Origin of the sequence: Bradyrhizobium sp. cir1, from assembly GCF_014198245.1 — a bacterium.
Lineage (GTDB): Bacteria > Pseudomonadota > Alphaproteobacteria > Rhizobiales > Xanthobacteraceae > Bradyrhizobium.
In genome coordinates, this window is sequence record NZ_JACIHE010000002.1 from 435,166 (window position 1) to 460,213 (window position 25,048).

At 64.8% G+C, this 25,048-nt stretch carries 22 protein-coding genes; 15 read left to right on the top strand and 7 right to left on the bottom strand.

From position 1 onward, the window contains the following. The first annotated feature begins 165 nt into the window (after window positions 1-165). The gene (locus GGD63_RS06485) at window positions 166-402 is read left to right on the top strand and encodes a DUF1127 domain-containing protein (protein ID WP_183240111.1); all 237 of its coding nucleotides are present in this window, start codon (window positions 166-168) and stop codon (window positions 400-402) included. Between the two features lie 1,076 nt (window positions 403-1,478). Here the strand turns inward: GGD63_RS06485 and GGD63_RS06490 are convergent. Continuing rightward, the gene (locus tag GGD63_RS06490; protein ID WP_183240113.1) at window positions 1,479-1,904 is read right to left on the bottom strand and encodes a universal stress protein; all 426 of its coding nucleotides are present in this window, start codon (window positions 1,902-1,904) and stop codon (window positions 1,479-1,481) included. A gap of 50 nt (window positions 1,905-1,954) precedes the next feature. Next, window positions 1,955-2,491, bottom strand: coding sequence for a histidine phosphatase family protein (locus GGD63_RS06495; protein ID WP_183240115.1), 537 nt, complete (start codon window positions 2,489-2,491; stop codon window positions 1,955-1,957). Window positions 2,492-2,689: 198 nt separating this feature from the next. Between GGD63_RS06495 and GGD63_RS06500 the strand changes: the two genes are divergently transcribed. From GGD63_RS06500 to GGD63_RS06540, 9 genes are all read left to right on the top strand, one after another. Next, window positions 2,690-4,147 (top strand): FAD-binding oxidoreductase, encoded by a 1,458-nt coding sequence (locus GGD63_RS06500; RefSeq protein WP_183240116.1) that lies wholly within the window; start codon window positions 2,690-2,692, stop codon window positions 4,145-4,147. An 87-nt stretch (window positions 4,148-4,234) separates the two neighbouring features. Further along, window positions 4,235-4,747, top strand: a complete 513-nt coding sequence (gene msrB / locus GGD63_RS06505; protein ID WP_183240118.1) for a peptide-methionine (R)-S-oxide reductase MsrB — start codon at window positions 4,235-4,237, stop codon at window positions 4,745-4,747. Between the two features lie 269 nt (window positions 4,748-5,016). Next, window positions 5,017-7,308, top strand: a complete 2,292-nt coding sequence (locus GGD63_RS06510) for a flagellar hook-basal body complex protein (protein WP_183240120.1) — start codon at window positions 5,017-5,019, stop codon at window positions 7,306-7,308. A gap of 36 nt (window positions 7,309-7,344) precedes the next feature. After that, on the top strand, window positions 7,345-9,228 hold the full coding sequence (gene flgK / locus GGD63_RS06515; protein ID WP_183240121.1) for a flagellar hook-associated protein FlgK: 1,884 nt from the start codon (window positions 7,345-7,347) through the stop codon (window positions 9,226-9,228). A 20-nt stretch (window positions 9,229-9,248) separates the two neighbouring features. Then, entirely contained in the window at window positions 9,249-11,123 is a 1,875-nt protein-coding gene (locus tag GGD63_RS06520; protein WP_183240123.1) for a flagellar protein, read from the top strand. Between the two features lie 72 nt (window positions 11,124-11,195). Further along, window positions 11,196-11,978, top strand: a complete 783-nt coding sequence (locus GGD63_RS06525; protein WP_183240125.1) for a hypothetical protein — start codon at window positions 11,196-11,198, stop codon at window positions 11,976-11,978. Between the two features lie 10 nt (window positions 11,979-11,988). Further along, on the top strand, window positions 11,989-13,608 hold the full coding sequence (locus GGD63_RS06530) for a hypothetical protein (protein WP_183240127.1): 1,620 nt from the start codon (window positions 11,989-11,991) through the stop codon (window positions 13,606-13,608). A 1-nt stretch (window position 13,609) separates the two neighbouring features. Then, window positions 13,610-14,863, top strand: a complete 1,254-nt coding sequence (locus tag GGD63_RS06535; RefSeq protein ID WP_183240128.1) for a RimK family alpha-L-glutamate ligase — start codon at window positions 13,610-13,612, stop codon at window positions 14,861-14,863. Next, window positions 14,860-16,356, top strand: a complete 1,497-nt coding sequence (locus GGD63_RS06540; RefSeq protein ID WP_183240130.1) for an aspartate aminotransferase family protein — start codon at window positions 14,860-14,862, stop codon at window positions 16,354-16,356. Before GGD63_RS06535 ends, GGD63_RS06540 begins: the two co-directional genes overlap by 4 nt. A 91-nt stretch (window positions 16,357-16,447) precedes the next feature. On the opposite strand, the gene flbT is transcribed toward GGD63_RS06540, so the two are convergent. Continuing rightward, entirely contained in the window at window positions 16,448-16,888 is a 441-nt protein-coding gene (gene flbT, locus GGD63_RS06545) for a flagellar biosynthesis repressor FlbT (protein WP_183240132.1), read from the bottom strand. Window positions 16,889-17,212: 324 nt separating this feature from the next. On the opposite strand from flbT, the gene GGD63_RS06550 reads away from it, so the two are divergent. From GGD63_RS06550 to GGD63_RS06565, 4 genes are all read left to right on the top strand, one after another. After that, window positions 17,213-18,817 (top strand): flagellin, encoded by a 1,605-nt coding sequence (locus tag GGD63_RS06550; RefSeq protein ID WP_183240134.1) that lies wholly within the window; start codon window positions 17,213-17,215, stop codon window positions 18,815-18,817. A 236-nt stretch (window positions 18,818-19,053) separates the two neighbouring features. Next, complete coding sequence (locus GGD63_RS06555; RefSeq protein WP_183240135.1) at window positions 19,054-20,664, top strand: flagellin; 1,611 nt, start codon at window positions 19,054-19,056, stop codon at window positions 20,662-20,664. Window positions 20,665-20,954: 290 nt separating this feature from the next. After that, window positions 20,955-21,323: a flagellar biosynthesis regulator FlaF gene (gene flaF, locus GGD63_RS06560; RefSeq protein WP_183240137.1), complete on the top strand. Its 369-nt coding sequence runs from the start codon at window positions 20,955-20,957 to the stop codon at window positions 21,321-21,323. Window positions 21,324-21,336: 13 nt separating this feature from the next. Next, on the top strand, window positions 21,337-21,702 hold the full coding sequence (locus GGD63_RS06565; protein ID WP_183240139.1) for a hypothetical protein: 366 nt from the start codon (window positions 21,337-21,339) through the stop codon (window positions 21,700-21,702). On the opposite strand, the gene GGD63_RS06570 is transcribed toward GGD63_RS06565, so the two are convergent. The 4 genes from GGD63_RS06570 to GGD63_RS06585 all read right to left on the bottom strand — a co-directional run bounded on the left by GGD63_RS06570 (window position 21,703) and on the right by GGD63_RS06585 (window position 24,226). Then, window positions 21,703-22,062 (bottom strand): hypothetical protein, encoded by a 360-nt coding sequence (locus tag GGD63_RS06570; protein ID WP_183240141.1) that lies wholly within the window; start codon window positions 22,060-22,062, stop codon window positions 21,703-21,705. It abuts the gene before it with no gap. Window positions 22,063-22,218: 156 nt separating this feature from the next. Further along, the gene (locus GGD63_RS06575; RefSeq protein ID WP_183240142.1) at window positions 22,219-22,716 is read right to left on the bottom strand and encodes a hypothetical protein; all 498 of its coding nucleotides are present in this window, start codon (window positions 22,714-22,716) and stop codon (window positions 22,219-22,221) included. 11 nt (window positions 22,717-22,727) lie between these two features. Then, complete coding sequence (gene flgJ / locus GGD63_RS06580) at window positions 22,728-23,102, bottom strand: flagellar assembly peptidoglycan hydrolase FlgJ (RefSeq protein ID WP_183240144.1); 375 nt, start codon at window positions 23,100-23,102, stop codon at window positions 22,728-22,730. Further along, complete coding sequence (locus GGD63_RS06585) at window positions 23,102-24,226, bottom strand: flagellar basal body P-ring protein FlgI (protein ID WP_183240146.1); 1,125 nt, start codon at window positions 24,224-24,226, stop codon at window positions 23,102-23,104. Before GGD63_RS06585 ends, flgJ begins: the two co-directional genes overlap by 1 nt. Before the next feature lie 283 nt (window positions 24,227-24,509). On the opposite strand from GGD63_RS06585, the gene GGD63_RS06590 reads away from it, so the two are divergent. Continuing rightward, window positions 24,510-24,923, top strand: a complete 414-nt coding sequence (locus tag GGD63_RS06590; RefSeq protein WP_130368993.1) for a flagellar assembly protein FliX — start codon at window positions 24,510-24,512, stop codon at window positions 24,921-24,923. The last annotated feature ends 125 nt before the right edge of the window (window positions 24,924-25,048 follow it).

The window sequence follows — 25,048 nt, forward strand, 5'->3', positions numbered from 1 at the left end:
TCACTTGCTCCGAGGAGTGTACTGGAGCATTTAAGTTCCATCAAGTTCCGCGATTGAGCCGAGGGGAGCGAGAGCAATCCGACGGCAGATGAGGTACAGGCGCTGACAGCGCCCGCGCCAACGGCACCTGCTTCGCCGCGCGGGACGATACGCCGGAGAAGAAGAATGACCACGATCTCGCAAACTGCCGGGCGGAGTTTACGCCCATCCTCCTCGAGCGGATTTTTTGGCACGCTCGTCACCGCCGCCTATGCGCTGTTCGACCGCCTGGAGCGCCGCTCCGCCGTCAAGACCCTGAACGAGCTCGACGACCGCGCCCTGCGCGACATCGGCATCAATCGCAGCCAGATCGAGGACGCCGTCTACGGGCAGTTCAAGACCGAGCTGTCGCGGTATCTGTGAGCGCCATTCTCGTGTCCCGGACGCGACGTAGCGCTTCTGGCGTTGCTGCGACGAGCCGGGACCCAGCAGACCGCACTCGCTGTTGCATGGCCCCGGCTCTGCAGCGCATCGTCGAAGAGACGCTGCGCTGCGTCCGGGGCACGAGAGCTGTGCTTTCGTATACAGCTGTCCCAATGACGGAGTGTGGCACGAAAATCGCCCTCCAGATGCTACTGTCATTCCCCGCGAAGGCGGGGAATCCAGTACGCCGCGGCCTATCGATTGAACCACAACCGTCTCGGAGTACTGGATCGCCCGGTTAAACCGGGCGATGACAGCGAGTGTGTCGTTGCAGTCGCGCATATTCATCCTCGCGGCGCATTTCGCCCGAGCTTTGCGTCGATGCCTCACCCTCACATGAAAGAGGGCGCAGGGAAGGCCGGGAGCCGGCTGGCACCCGCGGTCCACTGTGCGAAGTTGGTAGTCAAAAAATCTGCACAGCGGCATACAGGTGAAGCCAGGACATCCCGGCCTTCCCTGCGCAGTGGTTTTACGGCTTATGTCGTGATCTCCCCGGGGAGCGATGCACTATTGCCCCCGTCGCCGTGCAGATGACTGATGCGCGGACCCGGTCGGGCCGCCACATCACCGCAAGACTTGGCGCACAGACCCCGGGCGCCAGGACCACACGATTTTGCCGTACGCTGATGGCACCGGTCGTATGCACGACGACTTTGCTCACGGTCTCCCGCCCTGCAAACCCGTTCGCGCCAACGCCATCTGCGTCCACCGCCGCCCGGCCCGCGTTCGTGACGATCGCGATACGCCCCTCTTCCTTGGGCCGGAGTGCGCGCACTATCCGCTAATTCCGAATTTCGGTAAAGTGGAATATTTTTGGCAGGGCGTCTTGACCGAGAGCTTGGGTGTTTTGCCCGACGGGCAACGCGAGGTCTGGTAGGTGCGTAGGGTGGATTAGTTAGCCGAAGGCGTAATCCACCTCTTCTGTTTCCGTGGAGAGAGACAGTGGTGGGTTACGCCAACGGACTGCGCTTCGCGCAGCCGCAGGCTAACCCACCCTACGAGACCGGGAGCAACCCTCAGTGCCTCACCACCAGCACCGAGCACTTGGCATAACGCACGACGTGCCCGGCGTTGGAGCCGAGGAAGTAGGTGCGCATCGCCGGCCGGTGCGAGGTCATCACGATCAGGTCGGCCTTCATGTGCACGGCTTCTTCCAGGATCTCGTGGTAGATGCCGCCCTGCCGCACCACGCTGGAGATGCGGGAAGCGTCGATGCCGGATTCGCGCGCGACGATAGCGAGGGCTTCCTCGGAGGTCTGGCGCTGCTGCTCGTCGAAATCGGCCGGCACATATTCGGCCAGCATCACCGGCGTCATCGGCAGCACGTTGAGCAGGCGCACCGTGCCGCTCCAGGTCTGCGACAGCGTTGCCGCGGTCGCGATCGCCGGCTTGGCCAGATCGGTGTCGGCGAGGTCGATGGGCACGAGGATGGACTTGAACATCTGCGCCTCCAAATCTTCCGGTCAGGACGTCTTGCCGGCACGTCGCGCGATCAGCCCGATCGAAGCAGCTTGGGGCTGACGAACAGCACCAGCTTGCCGCGGCGGTAGGCCACGTCCCCCCAATCCTTGACGTCAAAGTCGAAGATCGCAAGCCCCGCCGTGGGCAGGTTGTGGGCGAGCGCCTTGGCGCCGGCGTGATCGCCGCCGCCGATCAGCATCAGCGCGATCTCGTGCATGCCCGGATTGTGGCCGACCAGCAGCAACCGCTTCGGATTGGCGGGAATCGTTGCAGTGCGAATGGATTCCAGGATCTGCGCGGGATCGGCGCCGTAGAGTTCTGGCAGGACCTCGACCTGCGGCGTCGGGGCGCGATCCTTCATCGCCTTCCAGGCGATGTCCCAGGTCTGCCGGGCGCGGACGGCATGCGACACCAGCACGGTATCGGGGAAGGGCGGATGGCTGGCGATCCAGTCGCCCATCTGCGCGGCATCCTTGTGGCCGCGGTCGTCGAGGCGGCGATCCTGGTCACGGCCGCTTGGCGCGTCAGTCTCTGTCTTGGCGTGACGCAGCAGCATCAAACGGCGCATGGCATTCTCGAATCGTTCCACGTCCAGGACAATTTACAGACGCCGGTTGAGGACATGGTGACAAGCGCCTGACCGGTTGTTTAAAGCCGCGATGAGATTAGAACAAATCGTCATCGTGATTTAAGTTGTTGTTTTCAGCATGATCTTTTTCGCAAAAACCGCTGCACACTTTTCCGGTTCATGCTCTAAGAAAACGACATGAGCGAGACTTTCACAAGCGTGTCCCAGGAAGAAGCCGGCCTTCGCGAGCGCACGCGGCTGTCGTTCGAGCTCGACGCCGACATCTGCGTGATCGGAGCCGGGCTTGCCGGGCTCTCCATCGCGCTGGAGGCGGCCCGGCTCGGGGCCAGCGTCGCAGTGCTCGAGGGCCGCCATATCGGCTGGAACGCCTCCGGCAACCAGCTCGGCACCGTGATGCCGGGCTTTGCGCTGCCGCTCACCGACCTGATCGAGCGCATCGGTTTCGAGGACGCGCGCGAATTGTGGGCGCTGTCCAAGGAGGGGGCCGAATTCGTCCGCGCCAACGCCACCGAGGAGAACATGCCGGGGATCGCCCCCAGCGACGGCGTGCTGGAGGTCTCCAACGTCGATGCCGGCGACCGGCTGATCAGCCGGCTGCAGATGCTGAACGAGGATTTCGACACCGAGGTCGAGGGCTGGCAGGTCGATCGCGTCCGCGAGATGCTGAAGACCGATCATTACTTCCACGGCGTGTATTACCCCAGGGCGCTCCAGGTCGACGGCCGCAAATACGTGCACGGCCTTGCGGCGCTGGCGCGGCGTGCAGGCGCCCGCATCTTCGAGGACACGCCGGTCGTCAGCATCGATCATTCCGGCATTCGCAAGCGCATCGTCACGCCCTCGGCGCGGCTGCGCGCCACCCACATCGTGCTCGCCGGCAACATCCATCTCGGCGCGCCCTTGCGGCGCCTGTCGGAGACGTTGCTGCCGGTCTGGCGTTACGCCGGCATCACCGCGCCGCTCGGCGAGCGCGTGCACGAGATCATCGCCTTCAAGGGATCGGTGATGGATTCCGATGGCATCGACCATTTTCGCATCGTCGATGGCGACCGCCTGATGTGGGCAAGTCCGGAGACCACCTGGGCGGCGCGTCCAGAGCGCTTTGCCGGCAGCGTCAGGCGGCGGATCCGGTCAATCTTCCCTGAGCTCGGCAATGCCGAGATCACCGAGACGTTCGGCGGCGCCACCGGCCACACCGTGCATGGCATGCCGCAGATCGGCCAGCTGCGCAAAGGCCTGTGGGTGGCGAGCGGGTTCGGCCGCCAGGGCATGAACACCTCGGCCATGGCCGGGCAGTTGATCGCGCGCAGCATCCTGTGGGGCGATGACCGCTGGAAGCTGTTCTCGCCGTTCGAGCTGGTCTGGGCCGGCGGGGCGACCGGCCGCGTTGCCGGCCAATTGGTCGGCATCTGGGGCAGGGCGAGCTCCGCCGCAGCGGGCTCGCTGGCCCGCTACCGCGAACGTGCCAGGGTCAAGGACAGGGAGCGCGAGGCCCGTCTCGCCGAGGCCAACCGCGCCGCCGGCACCGGTCCGCGCCGTCTGCCGCCGCGGCCGGCGCCTGCACCGGAACATGCGGCCCAAGGCGTGAAACCGGCTGCGGAACCGGCTGTCCAGGACCAGAGCGTCTCGCAATAAGTTGAGAAATCCTCCGCCCGGAAGTGTAACGTCGGCCGACAGAAGCCCGTATCTCAGGGCGTGGACTTCCCGCGCACGGAGAATGAGATGTTTGACCGCCGCATCCTGCTGACGACTGTCGCCGGCCTGTTCGGCCTTTCCGCCTTCCGCTGGCTGACAGGATCACCTGCCGAGGCTGGCGAGAAGGCCGCGGAAACGTTCGAGATCACGAAGACGGAGGCCGAATGGCGTGCCCAGCTCACGCCGCAGCAATATGAGATCCTCCGCAATCACGGCACCGAGCGGCCCGGCTCCAGCCCGCTGCTGAAGGAGCATCGCAAGGGCATCTTCGCCTGCGCCGGCTGCGACCTGCCGCTGTTTGCGTCCGAGACCAAGTTCGAGAGCGGTACGGGCTGGCCGAGCTTCTACCAGCCCATCGAGGGCAATGTCGGCAAGACCGAGGATCGCACCTACGGCATGGTGCGCACCGAGGTGCATTGCCGGCGCTGCGGCGGCCATCTCGGCCACGTCTTCGACGACGGTCCGAAGCCGACCGGATTGCGCTACTGCATCGACGGTTTCGGGCTGGTTTTCCACCCGGCGGCGGCATCTGCGACGTAGGCTTTGTTTCTGTCATTCCGGGGCGATGCGCAGCATCGAACCCGGAATCTCGAGGTTCCGGATTCGATGCTTCGCATCGCTCCGGAACGACGATGTGTCCCGGCAATTGTTGCCGGTCCCGGCAATTGTGCCCCGGTCATTGGACCGGGACTTTTTCATTAAGTCATTGATTTCCTGAAGATACCCGCATTGGCATAGGCCTTGCGACTGTCTCCTCCGACTGCGGCCATGGTCGACCGGCCGCCGGGATCGGATTTGGAGACAAAGTTATGGGTATCTTCGATGCAATGAACACCTCGGTGGGTGGCCTGCAGGCGCAGTCCTACGCGCTGCAGAACATTTCCGGCAACATCGCGAACTCATCCACCACCGGTTACAAGGGCATCGGCACCAGCTTCGTCGATCTCATTCCCGACGCCTCGGTCCCGAGCAAGCAGGTCGCGGGCGGCGTGACGGCTAATGCGAAGGCGACCATCACCACCCAGGGCACGATCTCGTCCTCCACCGTGGCCACCAACATGGCGATCACCGGCGACGGCTTCTTCTCGATCCAGAAGGCGACCGGCGTCGTCGACAACGTGCCGGTGTTCAGCGGCGTCACCTACTACACCCGTCGCGGCGACTTCCAGCTCAATGCCAACGGCAATTTGGTCAACGGCGCCGGCTATTATCTGATGGGCACCACGGTCGATCCCAAGACCGGCAACCCGACCGGCAACGTGGCGACCGTCCTGAAATTCCAGAACAACTTCATCCCGGCGCAGGCGACCACCTCGATCCAGTACGCCGCGAACCTGCCGTCCCAGCCGAACACGGCGGCGAGTTCGACGGCCGCGAGCAAGACGCTGCTGGCGGCCGGTGGACTGAACCCGTCGGATTTCGCCGCCAACCCGCTGATCGTCGGCACGCCGCCGCCGCCTTATGTGAACGCGACGGTCTCCGGCGCCGCCGCTACCGGCAATCTGCGCTCGGCCTACACGTCGACGACGGTAACTGGCTCGGTGGCCCTGCTGAACAGCGCATCGGCCGCAGCGAGCAGCGGTACGTCCCTCGACCCGACCGCAAGCCCGCATCTCGGCGTCTCGCTGGCCGGCCAGACGCTGACGATCAACAACGGCAGTGGCCCCTATACGATCACCTTCGACAACACCGCGACGGGCATCACGACGACAGCCAACAGCACCGTGATCGGTGTGAAGGCCGGCGCCACGACGACGGTGAACGATATCCTCACTGCGATTCAAACGGCCGGTGGCGCCGGCAACGGCGTCACCGCCACGATCACCGGTACCGGCAACATCCAGATCGCAGGCGGCACCCTCGTCGATCTTGCGATCAGCGGCAACGCAGCGACCACGCTCGGCCTCAGCAACGTGACGCGCGGCGGCAACGTGCTGTCCACGCCTGCGATCACCGGCAATACGCTGCTCAGTGGTGCCGCGACGGCCGGCGGTTCGGAAGTTCTTTCATCGGGCTTCCAGGCAGGGTCGGCGGGTCCGCCCGTCGTTGCTCCCGATACGATCACGGTGAACGGTCAGACGCTGACCTTCGTCTCCGCGGCCCCGCCCATCAGCAACCCGAACCAGATCAGCGTCACTGACGACATCTCGACCTTGCTTCAGAAGATCGACTTTCTCGCCGGCACGTCGGGCTCGTCGATCAGCAACGGCGTGATCACGCTGAACACCGGCACCGCAAACCCCTCCTTGAACGTCTCCAGCAGCAACCCCAACGCCTTCGCGGCGCTCGGCTTCACCTCGGCCGTTTCCAAGCCTCGTGGCGGCGGCGGCACGGCCGGCACGGGTACCGTGATCGGCAACGACGTCGCGACTTTCACCAAGGAAACGATCAGCGGTGGCGCGGTGACCGCCTACAATGCGGCCGGCACGCCCGTGAACCTGCAGCTCCGTTGGGCCAAGACCGACAGCGCCTCGCTGGGGACGGGTCATTCCGACACCTGGAACCTGTTCTATCAGACCGACCCGAATGCGACCGGCACGAACGTCGCGTGGATGAACACGGGACAGGCCTTCACCTTTGCCGCCGACGGCTCGCTGACCTCGCCGAGCGGCTCGGGCATCACCATCAACAACGTCACCGTCAGCGGGCAGTCGCTCGGCTCGGTCGCCTTCAACATCTCCTCGGGCGGTCTGACGCAATATGCCAGCACCAGCGGCGCGGTGACCATCAACACCATCACGCAGAACGGCTACGCCGCCGGCCAGCTCCGCTCGGTCTCGGTCAACAACAGCGGCCTCGTGGTCGGAACCTTCTCCAACGGCCAGAACCTCGATCTCGCCCAGGTGACGTTGTCGCACTTCAACGGCACCAACTATTTGAAGGCGCTCGATGGCGGCGCCTATGCCGCGACCGAGCAGTCGGGCCCTGCGATCGACGGCGCTTCGGGCACCATCAGCGGCTCGTCGCTGGAAGGCTCGAACACCGACATCGCCGACGAATTCACCAAGCTGATCGTGACCCAGCAGGCCTATTCGGCCAACACCAAGGTGATCACGACGGCCAATTCGATGGTGCAGGACCTCCTGAACGTGTTGCGCTGATCGGCGCGTGACGTAACCAAAGGCGGGTAAGTACACATGGGTTTGAGTTCAGCCCTTGCCAGCGCGATGAGCGGTCTGCGTGCCAACCAGGCCGCGCTCTCGATCGTCTCCTCGAACGTCGCCAATTCGCAGACGCCGGGCTACGTCGTCCAGACGCCGAACCAGATCGAGGTCACCACCGGCGATTTCGGCTCGACGGCGATGACGACCGGCGTCAGCCGGGAGCTCGACACCTTTGTGCTGAACCAGCTGCGCACCGAGACCGGCGGCAGCGGCTACGCCGACCAGATGGCCAACATCCTGAAGCAGCTTCAGAGTGTCTATGGCACGCCCGGCAATAACGGTACGCTCGAAACCGCGCTGAACAATTTCACCACGGCACTGCAGGCGTTGTCGACGAGCTCGGGCGCGTCGTCGGCGCAGACCGTTGCGCTGGGTGCGGCGCAGGCGCTGGCCACGCAGCTCAACGTCACCACCAAGGGCATCCAGTCGCTGCGCTCCAACGTCGAGCAGGATCTCGGCACATCGGCGCAAGCCGCCAACGCGGCGATGCAGCAGATCGCCGACATCAACACCAAGCTTCAGGGCCTGTCGGCCAACGATCCCTCGGCCGCGACGCTGATGGACCAGCGCGACCAGGCCATCAACACGCTGTCGAAATATGTCGACGTCCGCGTCACCACCGACGGCTCGAACCAGGCCAACATCTACACCACGACCGGCGTCCAGCTGGTCGGCGCCGGGCTCGCCTCGCAATTCTCCTTTGCTTCCGCCGGCGCGCTGTCGGCGACCTCGCTCTACAACACCGACCCGGCCAAGTCCGGCGTCGGCGCGCTCACCATCAAGCTGCCGAACGGCTCGCAGCTCGACGTCGTCGCCAACAACGTGGTCTCGTCCGGCCAGATCGCGGCCGACCTGAAGCTGCGCGACCAGACGCTGGTGCAGGCGCAGAACCAGATCGACCAGCTCGCCGCCACGATGTCGAGCGCGCTGTCGGACAAGACCACCGCCGGCAGCACGGTCTCTGGCCCGCCGGCCGGTTTCGACCTGGACCTTGCCGGCGCGCAGCCGGGCAATACGGTCAACATCACCTATACGGACACGGCGACCAACACCCAGCGCCAGATCACGCTCGTCAACGTGACCGACCCGGCGGCGCTGCCGCTCCAGAACGCCACCAACGCCAACCCGATGCGGGTGGGCGTGAACTTCTCCGGCGGCATGGGTGCGATCGCCTCCGCGCTCAACACCGCGCTGTCGGGCTCGCACCTGTCGTTCTCCGCCGCGCCGTCGCCGGCCACCGCCACGACGCTGCGGGTGACCGATGACAATACCGGCCTTGCCAAGGTCAATTCGGCCTCGACCACCAAGACGATCTCGTCGCTGACCTCGGGCAGCCCGCAACTGGCGGTGTTCACCGACGGCGGGCAGGCGCTCTACACCGGCGCGATCACGGCGTCGGGCTCGCAGATGACCGGCCTTGCCGGGCGCATCGCCGTGAACACGCAGCTCGTCAGCGATCCCACGCGGCTGTCGGTCTACAACACCTCGCCGGTGACGCCCGCCGGCGACACCACGCGTTCGGACTATCTCTATTCGCAGCTCACCAGTGCGGTGTTCTCCTATTCGCCGACGACCGGCCTCGGCTCGGCGAACCAGCCCTTCACCGGCAGCGTCTCGAGCTACCTCCAGCAGTTCCTCAGCATCCAGGCCAACGCCTCGACCCAGGCCACCCAGCTCCAGCAGGGCCAAAGCGTCGTGGTCTCGACGCTGCAGGCCAAGTTCGACTCGACCTCCAAAGTCAATCTGGACTCGGAGATGTCGAACCTGATCCAGCTCCAGAATGCCTATGCCGCCAACGCCCACGTCATGTCGGTGGTGCAGAGCATGATGAACACCTTGCTCCAGGCTCAAGCGTAACCAGTACAGGGCTCTGAAAGATGTCGATCAGCAGCATCAACTACTCCTCGTCGATCCTCGGCGCGCAGATCCGCAACATCAACCAGCAGCTCACCGACCTGTCGACGCAGCTTTCGACCGGCAAGCTGTCGCAGAACTATTCCGGCATGGGCACCAACGAGGGCTTTGCGATCGCCTCACGCGCGCAGCTCTCCAACATCGCCGCCTATACGGACACGATCACCAACGTCAACGTCAACATCAACCTCGCCAACACCGCGCTGCAGTCGCTGACGACGATCCGCAACACGGTGCAGACCGGCTCCGCCAGCACCGCGCAGGATCTCAACGTCAACGGACAGACGGTCGCGCAGAACACCGCCGCCGCGCAGTTCGGCTCGATGGTCGGCGTGCTCAACACGCAATCGGGCAACCGCTATCTGTTCTCGGGAACGGCGGTCAGCACGCAGTCGGTCGCCAATGCCGGCGACATCATCAACGGCACCACCACGCAGGCGGGCTTCAAGACCGTGATGGCGGAGCGCCAGGCCGCCGATCTCGGTGCCAACGGCATGGGGCGGCTGGTGCAGACGCAGCCGACGCCGAGCTCGGTGCAGGTGTCGGAGGACGTCGCCGGATCGCCGTTCGGGCTCAAGATCAAGGCGGTGTCCTCGACGTTGACGGGCGCGACCGTCACCGGCCCGAGCGGCTCGCCGGTGTCCTTCTCAGTTGATCTCAACGGCGTCAATCCGAACAACGGCGACAAGCTGAGCATTCAGTTCACGCTGCCGGACGGCACCACCGAGCAGATCGACCTGACCGCCTCGACCGCCACCCCGACGCCGGCCGGCAGCTTTGCGATCGATACGACCACTCCGGGCAACACCGCGACCAATCTCAACACGGCGCTGAATACCGCGATCAAGAAGCTCGCCAATACCTCGCTGGTCGCGGCGTCGGCCGTGATCGCCGGCGACAATTTCTTCAACACGGCGAGCTCTGCGATCGGCGCTCCCAAGACCAACCAGGCGGCTCCCGCCGCACCGATCAGCGGTGCGACGGCGCTGTCCGGTACAAGCCCCTCGGACTCGATCTCGCCGGGCTTCGTCGCCGGCGACACCATCACCGTCAACGGCACCACGCTTACCTTCGTCAGCTCGGGCGCGACCGGCAACCAGCTCAACGTCACCGACAGCATCCAGACCCTGCTGAGCAAGATCGACGCGATCACCGGGACGTCGAAGCCGTCGACGGTTCATGGCGGCGCGATCACGATCAACACCGACGATGCGGCGAGCTTGAACATCACGAGCTCGAATACGGGTGCACTGGGCTCGCTCGGCTTCGGCACGACGCCGGTGACCGCCACGCAGCCGCCGCTGCGCGTCGGCTCCTCGCCGGCGAGCTCGGCGACGACGCTGGTGAACGGCTCCGCCAACACCGTGAAATGGTACCTCGGCAATGACGGGCCCGGCTCGCCGCGCTCCACCGCGACGGCGCGGGTCGACGACTCCGTCACCGTGCAGTATGGCGCGCAGGCGAACGAGGACGCCATCCGCCGCCAGTTGCAGGCGATCGCCGTGTTCGGGACTTTCTCGACCTCGCCGACCGGGCAGTATTCGGGCGGGCAGGTCTCGGCGCTGAGCCTGCGGGTGACGCAGGCGCTGACCCAGCAGCCGGGTCAGCAGCGCATAGAGGACATCCAGACCGACATCGCGATGGCCCAGAACACGATGAAGGACGCGACCACGCGCCATACCCAGGCCAAGGCGCAGCTCCAGACCATCGTCGACCAGGCGGAATCGGCCTCGCCCGATCAGGTCGCGAGCGAAATCCTTGCGCTCCAGAACGCGCTCCAGGCGTCCTACCAGGTGACCTCGAACCTGGCGCAGCTCTCGCTCGTCAAGTTCCTGTAAGGATGCGTTAAGACGCCGTTAACCATGCCTGTTTACCTCTTGGTGAGGATTGCAGCGGGGGCGGAGCGGTCGATGTCTGACAAGATGCAGCTGGTGGTGGCAACGCCTTGCTTCGGCGGGCAGGTGTCGAGCATCTATGCGAGCTCGATCTTCGCGCTTCAGCGCGCCGTGCACGGCATGGCCAATCTCGAGCTCAAGGTGCACTTGCGCGACGGCGATGCGCTCATCACGCGGGCGCGGGCCAATTTGGCCGCGATGTTCCTGGACGATCCCGAGGCGACCCATTTCCTGTTCATCGATGCCGACATCGGCTTCAAGCCGGAGCAGGTGTTCCGGCTGATCGAATGCGGCGCGGACGTCGTTGCGGGCTGTTATCCGATCAAGCGGGTCAACTGGGACAAGGCCGCGCGTGCGATCCAGTCAGGTCGGGCCGACGTGCCGGCCGCCTCGCTCGACTACGTGCTCGAGATCGAGGATCCCGACCGTATCGTGGTGGTCAACGGCTTTACCCGCGTGCGTTATGCGGGCACGGGCTTCCTGATGATCCGGCGTCACGTGCTGGAGGCGATGTGCCGCCATCCGGACTACGCGAACCTGCAGTTTTTCCGCGAGCATTCGCATGACACGCTGGCGGCGAGCCAGAACCGGTTCGCGCTGTTCGAATGCATGATCGACCCGGCGACCGGCACGTATCTTTCCGAGGACTTCGCCTTCTGCAAGCGCTGGACCGATATCGGCGGCGAGATCTGGGCCGACATCCAGAGCTCGCTCGATCACGTCGGGCCGTCGGTGTTCCACGGCGATATCGCCTCGCAGTTCGCGCCGGCGCCTGCGGCGGCGGCCGACGCGGCCTGAGCGCTCCGGGATGAGCACCGGCGCATCCCGTCTGGCAGACATCGAGCGGGCGTCCGAGGGCGGCTCGCGCTATCGCTTGCGCGATCTCTTCACCCCGCTCGACACGCTGCTGGTCTCCGGCGGCGATCCGCGCCTGACGCTCGATCCGGACCACCGCGTCAACGCCTATGGCTGCGCGGCCTCGCCGGAGCCGGAGATCTGGAATCTTGCCTCCTCGACCGCGTCCACAATCTCGCAGGGAGCTTACGACCGCGCCGCGCTGGCGCGCGAAGAGTTGATGCACAAGTGCCTGTTCGACGAGGTCGAGGTCGCCTTCGACGCGCGCTGCGAGGACATGCGCGAGGAGCTGCGCGGGTATCTCCAGCTATCGCCGCGCGTCGATATCGTGTTCTCGCCGTCAGGCACCGACTCCCAGCTCCATGCCCTGTTCCTGGCGCGCGCGGTGCTCGGCGCGCCGCCGGTGACGATCGTGGTCGGCGCCGATCAGACCGGAAGCGGGACGAGCCATACCGCGGCCGGCCGCCATTTCAGCACCATGACGGCGAGCGGTCTTGGGGTGCGCAAGGACGGCGCGGTGGCGGGGCTTGCCGGCGACAGCATCGCGGTGCCGCTGCTTGACGCGGCGCCCGACATCGCGATGCGCGCGGATGCGGATGCCGCGGTCATGCGTGCAATCGAGAACAGCTTCGCGCAAGGCCGGTGCGTTCTTTTGCACATCATGGATTCGTCAAAACTCGGCTGGCGCGCGCCGAGTGCTGCCTGCCTCGATGAGATCGCGCGGCGCTGGCCGCGCAAGGTTCAGGTGGTCGTCGATGCCTGCCAGGCGCGTCTGGGCCGCCACCGGCTGCGTTCCTATCTCGATCGCGGTTTCATGGTGCTGATGACAGGCTCGAAATTCTTCGGCGGCCCCGCCTTCAGCGGCGCGCTGCTGGTGCCGAAGGGCCTGGCGCGGTCGATCGACAGGACTGGCGCGATCACGCCCGGCATCCTCGACTATGCCGGCCGCTGCGACTGGCCGATGGCCTGGACGGCACTGCGCTCGCGCTTCGAGCGCCGGCCGAATTTCGGTCAATGGCTGCGCTGGGAGGCGGCGCTTGCGGAGATCGGCAGCTACTATGCCGTGCCCGGCGCATTCCGCGCCGGGGCGATGGCCGAACTCGCTTCCGGCATCGACAGCATGATCGCGCTGTCGCCCTCGCTTCGCCCCGTTCAGAACCCATCCGAGACGGACGGCGTCGACGACGAGGAATTCGCGCGAAGCACGATCTTTCCGTTCACGTTGCAGCGTGGCGGCGAGCCGGTCTCCATCGCCGAGACCAGCGCAGTGCATCGCGCTCTGGCGCGCGACATGAACGATGAGATCGGCGGCAGTGCGGCAGACCGGCAGGTGGCCGCACAGCGCTCTCTCGTCGGCCAGCCGGTGCGGCTGGAGCGGGACGGAAAGCCGCAAGGATTGCTGCGGCTGTGCGTCGGCGCGCGGCTCGTCACCGAAGCCTGGTCGGCTGACGCCGCTCAAGCGCAAAAGAATTTGCAGCATACACTCGATCGCATCGCCCATGTGCTGGTGAAGATCGAGCTGCTGCTCGACCGTGCGGCGACTGCGCCGGGAAAGCCTGTGCTCGAGACCTAAGATGCTGACTCCTGTTTCCGCGCCGAACGGCATGACCACACCGAACTATTCCGACCGCATCGGCTTTGCGCAATTGACGCGCCGGGCCTTCGAGGGCGGCGATCTGCATCCGCTGCGCGAGAAGCTCCTGGCGCGGATCGCAGAGGGGACCGCGGAGGCGGGCGAGGGCCTAGATCTGTCGCTGATTGCCCAGCTTCTCGGCGAGAAGGAGGCCGGGCTGGTGATCCAGACCGAGGTGCTCGCCTTCCATCAATTGTTTCGCACGCCTTGCGCGGCTGCCAAGCCACGCATGCGCGTGCTCGCGCTCGCGGCGGACATCGACATGGGCGGCAATACGCCGATCGAATTCCTGCTCGAAGGCTCCGACATCGAGCTCTTGACGCTCTACGTGGTCAAGGGCGTCGGCCTGCCCAAGACATTGCCCGAGCACGACGTCGCCATCGTGGTCGCCTCCGATTCCGAGGAATGCCGCGAGGCGCTCGCCGTCATCGAACAGGCCGCGCCGCGCTGGCCGCGGCCACTGCTCAATCGCCCCGAGCTCATCGGCAATCTCGATCGCGACAAGCTCTATCGGTTGCTGGCTGATATCCCCGGTCTCGAGATTCCCGTGACCGCCCACGCGACGCGCGCGCAATTGTCGGAGCTTTCGGAAGGCGAGATCGCCTGCGCGGAGATTACGAGCGAATTGCACTTTCCGATGATCGTGCGGCCGCGCGGCACGCACGCCGGCGTCGGGCTCGCGAAGATCGACGATGCTGCGGCGCTCAAAGCCTATCTGGCCGAGCGGCAGGAGCAGAACTTCTTCGTCGCGCGTTTCGTCAACTACGCGAGCCTCGACGGGCTCTTTCGCAAGATCCGGCTCACCATGGTCGACGGCAAGCCTTATGCCTGTCACATGGCGATCGCCGATCGTTGGGACATCTGGTACCTCAACGCCTACATGGCGTTCAGCGAGGAGAAGCGCGCTGAAGAGGCCGTCTTCATGCAAGATTTCGATCACGCTTTCGCGGCGCGCCACAAGAATGCGCTCGACGAGATGAGCCGGCGCATCGGCCTCGACTATTTCATCGTCGACTGCGCCGAGAACCGGAACGGCGAGCTGCTGGTGTTCGAGGCCGACAACACCGCCGTCGTGCACAACATGGATCCGCCGGCCGTGTTTCCATACAAGCCGCCGCAGATGCGCAAGATCTTCGCTGCGTTCACGGCGATGCTGTCGCGGCATGCAAGAGCGGGCGAGGGAACTGCAGCATGAACGAGATCATCCGCAACACGCAAGCCTCCGTCACGCACACCTCGCTCGATCCGCAGGACTGGAGCGAATTCCGCGCGCTCGCCCATCGCATGCTCGACGAGGCGATCGACGGCATCGCCAACGTCCGCGCGCGCCCGGTGTGGCAGCCGATCCCCGATGAGGTCCGCGCGGCCATCAAGTCCGACGTGCCGCGCGAGGCAAGCGATCTCGCCGGGGTCTATCGCGAGTTCGCCGCGCATGTCGCGCCTTACGCGACCGGCAACGTTCATCCGGGCTTCCTGGGCTGGGTGCACGGCGGCGGCACGGCTGTGGGCATGGTCGCGGAGATGCTCGCGGCAGGTCTCAACGCCAATCTCGGCGGGCGCGACCACATGCCGATCGAGGTCGAACGCCAGATCGTCGACTGGATGCGCCGTCTGTTCGGTTTCCCGGAGGAAGCGAGCGGCATCTTCGTCACGGGCACGTCGATGGCCAATCTGATGGCGGTGCTGGTGGCGCGCAACGCTGCGCTCGGCACGCTGGCGCGGCAGCACGGCATCGGCAATGACGGTGCGCTGCTCACGGCCTACACGTCGCGGGCCGCGCATGGCTGTGTCTCCAGGGCGATGGACATCGCCGGGCTCGGCACCGATGCGCTGCGTAAGATCGACGTCGACGCCGATCATCGCATCGACGTCGCCGCGCTGCGAGCGCAGATCGCCGCCGACCGGGAGGTCGGCTTCAAGCCGTTCCTCGTCGTCGCCTCCGCGGGCACGGTCGATATCGGCGCGATCGACGATCTCAAGGCCATCGCCGCGCTGTGCCGCGAGGAGGGCATCTGGTTTCACGTCGACGGCGCTTTCGGCGCGCTGGCAATTCTCTCGCCCGAACTCGCGCCATTGCTCGGCGGCATCGAGCTTGCCGATTCCATTGCGCTCGACTTCCACAAATGGGGACAAGTGCCCTACGACGCCGGCTTCCTGCTGGTGCGCGACGGCGAGCAGCACCGGCAGGCCTTTGCCCAGCCGGCGGCGTATCTGAGCCGCGAGGCGAGGGGGCTTGCGGCGGGCGCGGTCTGGCCCTGCGATCTCGGCCCCGATCTGTCGCGCGGCTTCCGGGCGCTGAAGACCTGGTTCACGCTCAAGACGTTTGGCACCGACCGGCTGGGTGCGGTGATCGCGCGAAGCTGCGCGCTCGCCAAATATCTGGAGGCGCGCGTGCTGGCCGAACCGCGGCTGGAATTGCTGGCGCCGGTGAATCTCAACATCGTCTGCTTCCGCTACCGTAGCGGCGATGCGGTCAATCGCGAGATCGTTGCCGACATCCAGGAGTCCGGCATCGCCGCGCCCTCGGGCACGATGCTGGACGGCAAGTTCGCGATCCGTGCGGCGATCGTCAATCACCGCACCGAGGAGACGGATATCGATGCGCTTGTTGCGGCCGTGCTGGAGTTCGGCGGACGGCGGAGCGGCGGAATGATCGAGGTCGAGGCGCCGCCGCTCGCGGCGCATTAGCATCGCTGCATGGCTGAAACGACAACGGCCCCGGAGGCGATCCGGGGCCGTTGTCGTTCGTGCGGCTTGGTCGTTCGTGCGAACGCCTGTATCAGGCGGCGGTGCTGACGTCGTCCTTGTCCGTTGCCGCCTTGGGATGCGTTGCCTCGAACTGGCTGCGCAGCTTCTCCTCATAGGCGATCAGCTTGCGGGCATCCTTCAGCGCGCGATAGAGATCGCCGTTCATGATGTTGTTGTTGATGTCTTCGATGATCGGCCAGGCGCTCGGCACCGCGGTAACGATGTCGCGCACCAGGCTGAAATAGGTGCCGTGCTGGGTCTGCGGGTCCGGCGAGATGTACATGAGCTGGACCGCCAGATAGACGAGCTTGGCCGGCGTGTCGGCGGTCTCGGGCGTGAGGATGTCGCGCTCGCGCAGGATCGGCACGTTCTCGCCATCGATCAGGAGGCGCGCACGCTGGTCCGTGTTGGTGATCACGGAGTTGCCGACGATGATGCGCTCGTGCGGTTTGAGCTCGACCTTGAGAGCCATGCCTGTTCTCCATCAATCCTTTTGCAGCAAGCGGTCGGTGCGCCCCTTCTATATGGCGACGATCGGCGGCGATTTGGGGCGATCGTCGCGCAACATGGTTAACGGGGGGTAAACGAATGCGCGTGCGGCCGAAAGTTCAGTGATTTGAGCGTGGTAGCGGCATTTTGCTCGCCTCCGCGGTTGCTTTGGGAGGAGGCTCGCGTGCCAACGCAGAGAAAGCGGGGGTTTCATTTCACGGATTGTTAGAGGCTTGGACGCAGGTTCCGGCGGTCGTCTGATCAATCATGGTCAGATGGGACGCGTAGCTACCAGAAAGGTAACAGTATGTCCGTCGTTCTCTCCGCATCGGTTCGCCAGAACCTGCTCTCCCTCCAGTCCACCGCCGACCTGCTCGCCACCACCCAGTCCCGTCTTTCGACTGGCCGCAAGGTGAACTCGGCTCTCGACAATCCCACCAACTTCTTCACCGCGCAGGGCCTCGACAACCGCGCCAGCGACATCGGCAACCTGCTCGATGGCATCGGCAACGGCGTTCAGGTGCTGCAGGCCGCCAACACTGGTATCACCTCGCTGCAGAAGCTGGTCGACAGCGCCAAGTCGATTGCCAACCAGGTGCTGCAGAGCCCGACGGGCTATTCCGCCAAGTCGAGCGTGACGTCGGCTGCGATCACCGGTGCGACTGCCGACAATCTGATCGGTACGGGCTACACCAACGCCACGGTCACCGGCACCACCGTCGTCAACGACAACACCGCAACCGCCGCCAACATCACGGCCGCCACCAAGCTGGTCGGTACGGCCGGCACTGCTTCCGACAACCTCGGCACGGCCATTACCAACGGTTCGGTTCTGACCGTCAACGGCAAGACCATCACCTTCTCGACCGCGCAGACCACCTCGACCACCGACGCTTCCGGCAATGTCACGATCGGCATCGGCTCGGGCAGCACCTTGGCGGTGAGCGATGTGCTCTCGGCCATCGACGGCATCACGGGTGCGGGGACTGCATCTTCGGTTTCCGCTGGTAAGCTCGTGCTCAGCACCGGCACTGCCTCGGACCTGACGATCGCGGGAAGCGGTAACGTGCTCACCGCCCTCGGCTTGACGGCCGGCACCACCGCCCGTACTCCGCCCGCCATCTCGGGCAAGACCTTGACGATCGCCGCGACCGGTGGCGGTACTGCGACCAACATCACGTTCGGCACCGGTGCCGGTCAGATCTCGACCCTGAACGGGCTGAACTCGGCGCTGGCGGCCAACAATCTGCAGGCCTCTATCGACTCGGCCGGCAAGATCACCATCACGACGACGAACGATGCGGCTTCCGCGACGATCGGCACGATCGGCGGCACTGCGGCAGGCTCCGGCCTGGCCTTCAACGGCCTGACTGCGGCGGCTCCGGTTGCTGACCCGACCTCGCAGGCCCAGCGTTCCAGCCTGGTTGCGCAGTACAACAACGTGCTCGCGCAGATCAACACGACCGCCCAGGATGCGTCGTTCAATGGCGTCAACCTGCTGAACGGCGACACGCTGAAGCTGACGTTCAACGAAACCGGCAAGTCGACGCTGAGCATCACCGGTGTGACGTTCAACACCGCCGGTCTCGGCATCTCGTCCCTGACCTCGGGCACCGACTTCCTGGACAACGCTTCGGCCAACAAGGTTCTGACCACGCTCAATGCCGCCAGCAGCACGCTGCGGTCGGAAGCGTCGACGCTGGGTTCGAACCTCTCGGTCGTGCAGATCCGCCAGGACTTCAACAAGAACCTGATCAACGTTCTGCAGACCGGCTCGTCCAGCCTGACGCTGGCCGACACCAACGAGGAAGCGGCCAACAGCCAGGCGCTGTCGACCCGCCAGTCGATCGCGGTCTCGGCGCTGTCGCTGGCCAACCAGTCGCAGCAGAGCGTGTTGCAGCTTCTGCGCTGATACGCGACGAAAATCGCCACTCAAGGCATCGCGGCGGGGCTTTTGCCCCGCCGCTTTTTTTGTTGCGCGCTCGCACGAGGCCGGGGGAACCGGCGCGGGTTAACGCCTCGTTAACCTTGCTGCTTAAGCCGCCATTAACCTTAATTTAAAGGAGACCCCCTAAGACTGGACGAAAGTGCATTCCCCGATCGGCGAGCACCGATTCGTACAGCGTCGCGCAAGAGGAAGATCCGCCAATGTCCAACATCGTTCTCTCGGCATCAGTTCGCCAGAACCTGTTGTCGCTGCAGTCGACAGCCGACCTGCTCGCCACCACGCAGCAGCGCCTCGCGAGCGGCAAGAAGGTCAATACGGCGCTGGACAACCCGACCAACTTCTTCACCGCCCAGGGTCTCGACAATCGCGCCAACGACATCAGCAATCTTCTCGACGGCATCAGCAACGGCGTGCAGGTTCTGCAGGCCGCCAATACCGGCATCACCTCGTTGCAGAAGCTGGTCGACAGCGCCAAGTCGATCGCCAGCCAGGTGCTGCAAAGCCCGACGGGTTATTCGCCCAAGTCCAACGTGACGGCGGCCGCGATCACCGGTGCAACCGCCAACAACCTGCTGGGCACCGCATACACCAACAACACCGTCACCGGCAGCACCGTTACCAACGACAACACCGCCACTGCCGCCAACATCACGGCCGCGACCAAGTTGGTTGGCACGGCGGGCACGTCGTCCGACAACCTCGGCACGACCATCACCAACGGTTCGGTTCTGACCGTCAACGGCAAGACGATCACATTCTCGACCGCGCAAACCACCTCGACCACAGATTCATTCGGCAACGTCACGATCGGCATCGGCACCGGCAGCGCTCTCACGGTGCAGACCGTGTTGAACGCGATCGATGGCATCACGGGGACGGGTACGGCGTCGACCGTCAACGGTAGCGGTCAGCTCGTGCTCAGCACCGGCACGAGCCAGGATCTGGTGATCTCCGGTTCAGGCAACGTGCTCACGGCGCTCGGCCTCACCGCCGGCACCACCGCCCGCGTCCAGCCTCCGCTCAGCGGCAAGACGTTGACGATCGGCGCGACCGGCAGCGGCACCCCCGTCAGCATCACCTTCGGCGCCGGCACCGGGCAGATTTCCACGCTCAATCAGCTCAATGCCGCGCTGGCGCCGAACAATCTGCAGGCAACGATCGACCCGACGGGGCGTCTCAACATCGTAACCAGCAACGATGCTGCTTCGTTGACGATCGGCGCAATCGGCGGCACGGCCGCGGCGAGCGGTCAACCCTTCTATGGTCTGATCGCGCAAGCGCCCGTCGCGGACGCGAATTCGCAGGCGACACGCGCCAACCTCGTCGCGCAGTACAACAACGTGCTCGCACAGATCAACACCACCGCGCAAGACTCCTCGTTCAACGGCGTCAACCTGCTGAACGGCGATACGCTCAAGCTCGTGTTCAATGAGACGGGGCGTTCGACGTTGACCATTCAGGGCGTGACTCTCAACGACGCCGGTCTCAGCCTTGCGCCCTTGAACCAGGGCGTCGATTTCCTGGACTCGAATTCGGCGAACGCCATTCTGACTTCGCTCAACGCGGCCAGCACCACTCTGCGCGCGGAAGCGTCGACGCTCGGTTCGAACCTGTCGATCGTGCAGATCCGACAGGACTTCAGCAAGAACCTGATCAATGTGCTGCAGACCGGCTCCTCGAGCCTGACGCTTGCTGACACCAACGAGGAAGCGGCCAACAGCCAGGCGCTCTCGACCCGACAGTCGATCGCCGTGTCCGCGCTGTCGCTCGCCAACCAGTCGCAGCAGAGCGTGCTTCAGCTCCTGCGCTAAAGGTGGGGTCGACGAAAACGACCGATGATGCAACGGCGAAGCTGAAAGCTTCGCCGTTTGTTTTGAGCGAGTTCGCTAACGCTCGATTAGTCGAGATCGGCGCAGGCTCCGATGCATCGTTTACAGTGCGCGCTCTCGGATTTATCCTTGAAGCGACGATGAGCTCCGGGCCCCGTAATTGTTCGGAGACTGTCTGCACTCTCACGTAAGCAAATCTTAAACGGTGCTGCCTAGTGTCGGAATGAATCCTTAAGCCTGCATAACGGGCAAGGAAACTTCCAGGGTGATAAATGTCGAGTTCTGCTGCTTCGGCTTATGCGCGCGTCGCAACGACCACTGCGTCCCCCCGCGACATCGAGGCGCAAACGCTGCTGAAGGCCGCCAACAAGCTGCAAGATGCGATCAACAGCGACGACCCCTTCGGGGAGCAGACGATGCAGGCCCTGATGTTCAACCGCAAGCTCTGGACCATTTTCCTGAGCGAGGCGATGCGAGACACCAATCCGCAGCCGATCGATGTGCGGCAGAAGATCGCAAATATCAGCGTGTTCGTGCTGAGTCAGACCGCTGCGCTCCAGGCTAGCCCGCAGCTCGATCATTTCCGTCCGTTGATCGAGATCAACAGGAATATTGCCGCCGGTCTGTCCGGGCGGCCGTAGACGGAGATCTGTCGTGGCCGACGTCATGAGCATCCTGTCGAGCTCGTACAAGTCGGCCGGCATGTCGATTCCAAGCCATACCAAATACGTTCCGGTCGATGCCTCGCTCTATCAGGGCACATGGACGGGCAAATATCCCGACGGAAAGACGTTCTCGCTCAGCATCTCGCAGATCGATGGCTTCCGCGCGCAGGTCCACTATCAAAGTGGCAGCACGTCTCAGTATCAGCAGGTGCTGATCAAGGACTCGGCGTTTCGGTTCGGCAACACCAAGTTCTTTCTGACGGGTAACGGCAAGGCCCAGATCAAGAACGTCGTTACCGACCCCGCGACCGGGTCGACCTACATCGACACCGCGCAAGCGACGCGGACCACTTGATCAGGCGCTGAGGTCCGTGTTGAGCGGACGCGTGGGTTCGGACTTCAAGTCCAGTGCATGGAAATAAGCACGCCGTCGCAGCATGGCCTCGTCGGGAAACTGATTGACCACCGCGTCCGTCCTGTCATTGACGACCTGAAAGACGAAGGATGCGGCTGCCTGGTCGAACACGACCTGGCGCGAGACGTTGTCGCTGCTGTGCAGATCATTGCGCACGATCGCGCTCGCATCGCTCGCGGCGACCGTCTGGCTCACCGGAAGATCGGTTTGCACGGCTTCATTCGCCGCCGCATTCGACGTCGTTATGATCTGCACGGGGGCCGGGATCCCCACCGGCCTGATGCTGAAATCTGTACTCATGGCAGCCTCCTGGTTGCCTTACTTGAGTCAAATCCCAACCCCTCTAATAACGCAACCTTGGAACACCAGGACTGAAGACCCGGTAAGCAAACGTGCCTAATTGCGCGACGATATCGCCGCGCGGTTTTTCGTAAAATTGTCGTTTGTTTTGCGCGCTCAGAGCGAGCGGCTGACCGCGAGCGGGGTGATGTGGCGCGGGCCGGGAGCAGCGCGACGCCCGGCGGCGGTATAGGTGTTTGGCACGTTGCGCTTCTGGATCTCGGCATTGACGCCGCGCACGACGCTCTCGGAGACCGCATGCGCGGTCGCCAGCACCGTGAGGTTGACCTGGAGCATCGCGCGGAACGCGTCGTGGTGGCGATGCAGCGTTGAGAGCAGCTCGGGCGCGGATTTCGCGAGCTGGGCCTGGTTCGCCTTGAGCTGGCTGACGGCGCCGACGTAGTTGCGTGACAGATCCTGCTTCCTGCTCTCGAGGGTCATGGCCTCGCGGACCTTTCCGGCGCGCACCAGCTCGGTCTCGCGCTCGATCAGGCTGAGCAGGGCGCTCATCGCGTCCATCAGGTCTTCGGCGAGCTTGCGCGCCTCGGCATTGCCGGGCGCGGAGTGCGGGCGCTGCGCTTGCATCGGCCGACGTGAGGCGTTGAACTGGTTCATCTCGTTGGACCTTATGCCGTACGAAGCGTGGTTTTCGCCTGCTGGATGATGAGGGTGCGATAGACGTCGCGGGCGACACCGACGCCGCCGGCATTGGCGAAGTTCTTGGAATATTGCTCGGTCAGCATCGAGCGCCACACGCCGGTGCCGGGCGTGCTGCCGAACGGGCCATCGCCCTTCAGGCCCGAGGTCATCTGCGAGAACATGCTGTTGAGGAACATCGCTTCGAAGTCGGTGGCGGTCTTCTGCGCCTTGGCCTGTTGCTGCGGCGCGACCTTTTGCAGCGCGGCCGCGAGCTCGAAGTCGGGCCGGCCGTTGCGGCTCTCGACCGAGAAGGTCGGGGAGTACGTCGTGAGGTGCGGGGTGTTGATTGCGCTCGTCTGCATCACATCACCTCGATGTCGGCTTCGATCGCGCCGGCGGCCTTGATCGCCTGCAGGATGCTGATCATGTCGCGGGGGCCGATGCCGAGGCCGTTGAGGCCATCGACGAGTTGCTGGAGCGAGACGCCGTTCTTGACGAGGGCCAGCTTCTTGCCGTCCTCGGTGACGGTGACGCTGCTGCGCGGCGCGACCACGGTGCGGCCGCGCGACAGCGGGTTGGGCTGGCTGACCTGTGGGCTCTCGGAGATCGTGACGGTGAGGTTGCCCTGCGCAACCGCGACGGTGGCAACGCGGACGTCGCGGCCCATCACGATGATGCCGCTGCGTTCGTCGATGATGATCTTGGCGGCGAGATCGGGATCGACCTGGAGCTGCTCGATCTCGGTGAGGAAGGCGACGACGTTGCCCTTGAACTCCGGCGGGACCGAGAGCTGCACCGTCGAGGGATCGATCGGCTCGGCAGTCTTGACGCCGAGATAGTCGTTGACCGCCGCCGCGATGCGTTTGGCGGTGGTGAAGTCGGCGTTGCGCAGCGCCAGGCGGACGTTCGGCAGGCGGTTGAGCGCGAACTCGATCTCGCGCTCGATGATGGCGCCGTTGGCGATGCGGCCGACGGTCGGCACGCCGCGCACGATCTTGGCCGCCTCGCCCTCGGCCTGGAAGCCCGAGATCGCGAGTGAGCCTTGTGCGACCGCGTAGACGTTGCCGTCGGCGCCGAGGAGGGGGGTGACGAGCAGGGTGCCGCCCTGCAGGTTCTTGGCGTCGCCGAGCGCGGACACGGTGACGTCCATGCGCGTGCCCTGGGTGGCGAAGGCCGGCAGGTTGCCCGTCACCATCACGGCAGCAACGTTGCCGGTGCGGATGGTGGCGCCGCGGATGTTGACGCCCATGCGCTCGAGCATCGCCTGCAGCGACTGCTTGGTGAAGGGGATGTTGTTGAGCGTGTCGCCGGTGCCGTTGAGGCCGACGACGAGGCCGTAGCCGATGAGCTGGTTCTGCCGCACGCCTTCGATATTGGCGAGGTCCTTGATGCGCGAGGTCGCAGCCGCCGACGTGACCGACAACGCCAGCGCTGACAGCGCGGCGCAGGCCACCCCAACAATCCTCACCCAACGAACGCTTGGCATCCTCTGCTCCCCAAGGCTTCCAAAAGAGCCTCCTCAAATCGACAAGACCTGCACGACACTCCCATGACGAGCTGGTCCGGCGCTTTCCTTGCGAGTGCTGTGCCAACGTGGAGCAGAGGGGTAGGCGGTTGAATAGGTTGAATAAATCTGTTTCGACCGGTGTCAGCGGCCGTTCGCCTTCAGGAGCGAAACTGCCGCCTGTCGGCAGATTTTGCCGGGCCGTTTACGGGCCGTTAACCATAAAACAGCGAAGGTTGGGCATCGATCACCCGGATTGCTTCCGATGCGCATCTACGGACCGAACGGCACCACGCTTGGAACGCCGGCCAGCCAGGCCAGGCGGACCGGCTCCGGCACCTTCGTGCTGCCCGACACCTCGTCGGCGCAGGAGACGCGCAGCGCTGCCGCACCGAAGGCCGCCGCCAACATCGACGCACTGCTCGCGCTGCAAGGCGTCGAGGAGGATCCCGTCGAGCGCCGCAAGCGCTCGGTCGCCCGCGGCAAGACCGCGCTCGACGTGCTCGACGAGCTCAAGATGGGGCTGTTGTCCGGCAACCTCGATGCATCGACCGTGATGCGACTGCGCGATGCTGCGGCGAACCTGAAATCGTCCTCGGGCGATCCCGGACTGGACTCTGTGCTCTCGGAAATCGAGCTGCGCGTCGAGGTCGAACTGGCGAAGGCCGGGCAGGCGTAGTCAGGCATCGCGCGCTGTCATCGCCCGCTTGGTGCGCAATTGCGCACAGGGGCGGGCGATCCAGTATTCCAGAGACAGTTGTTGTTGAAGCGATGGGCCGCGGCGTACTGGATGCCCCGCCTTCG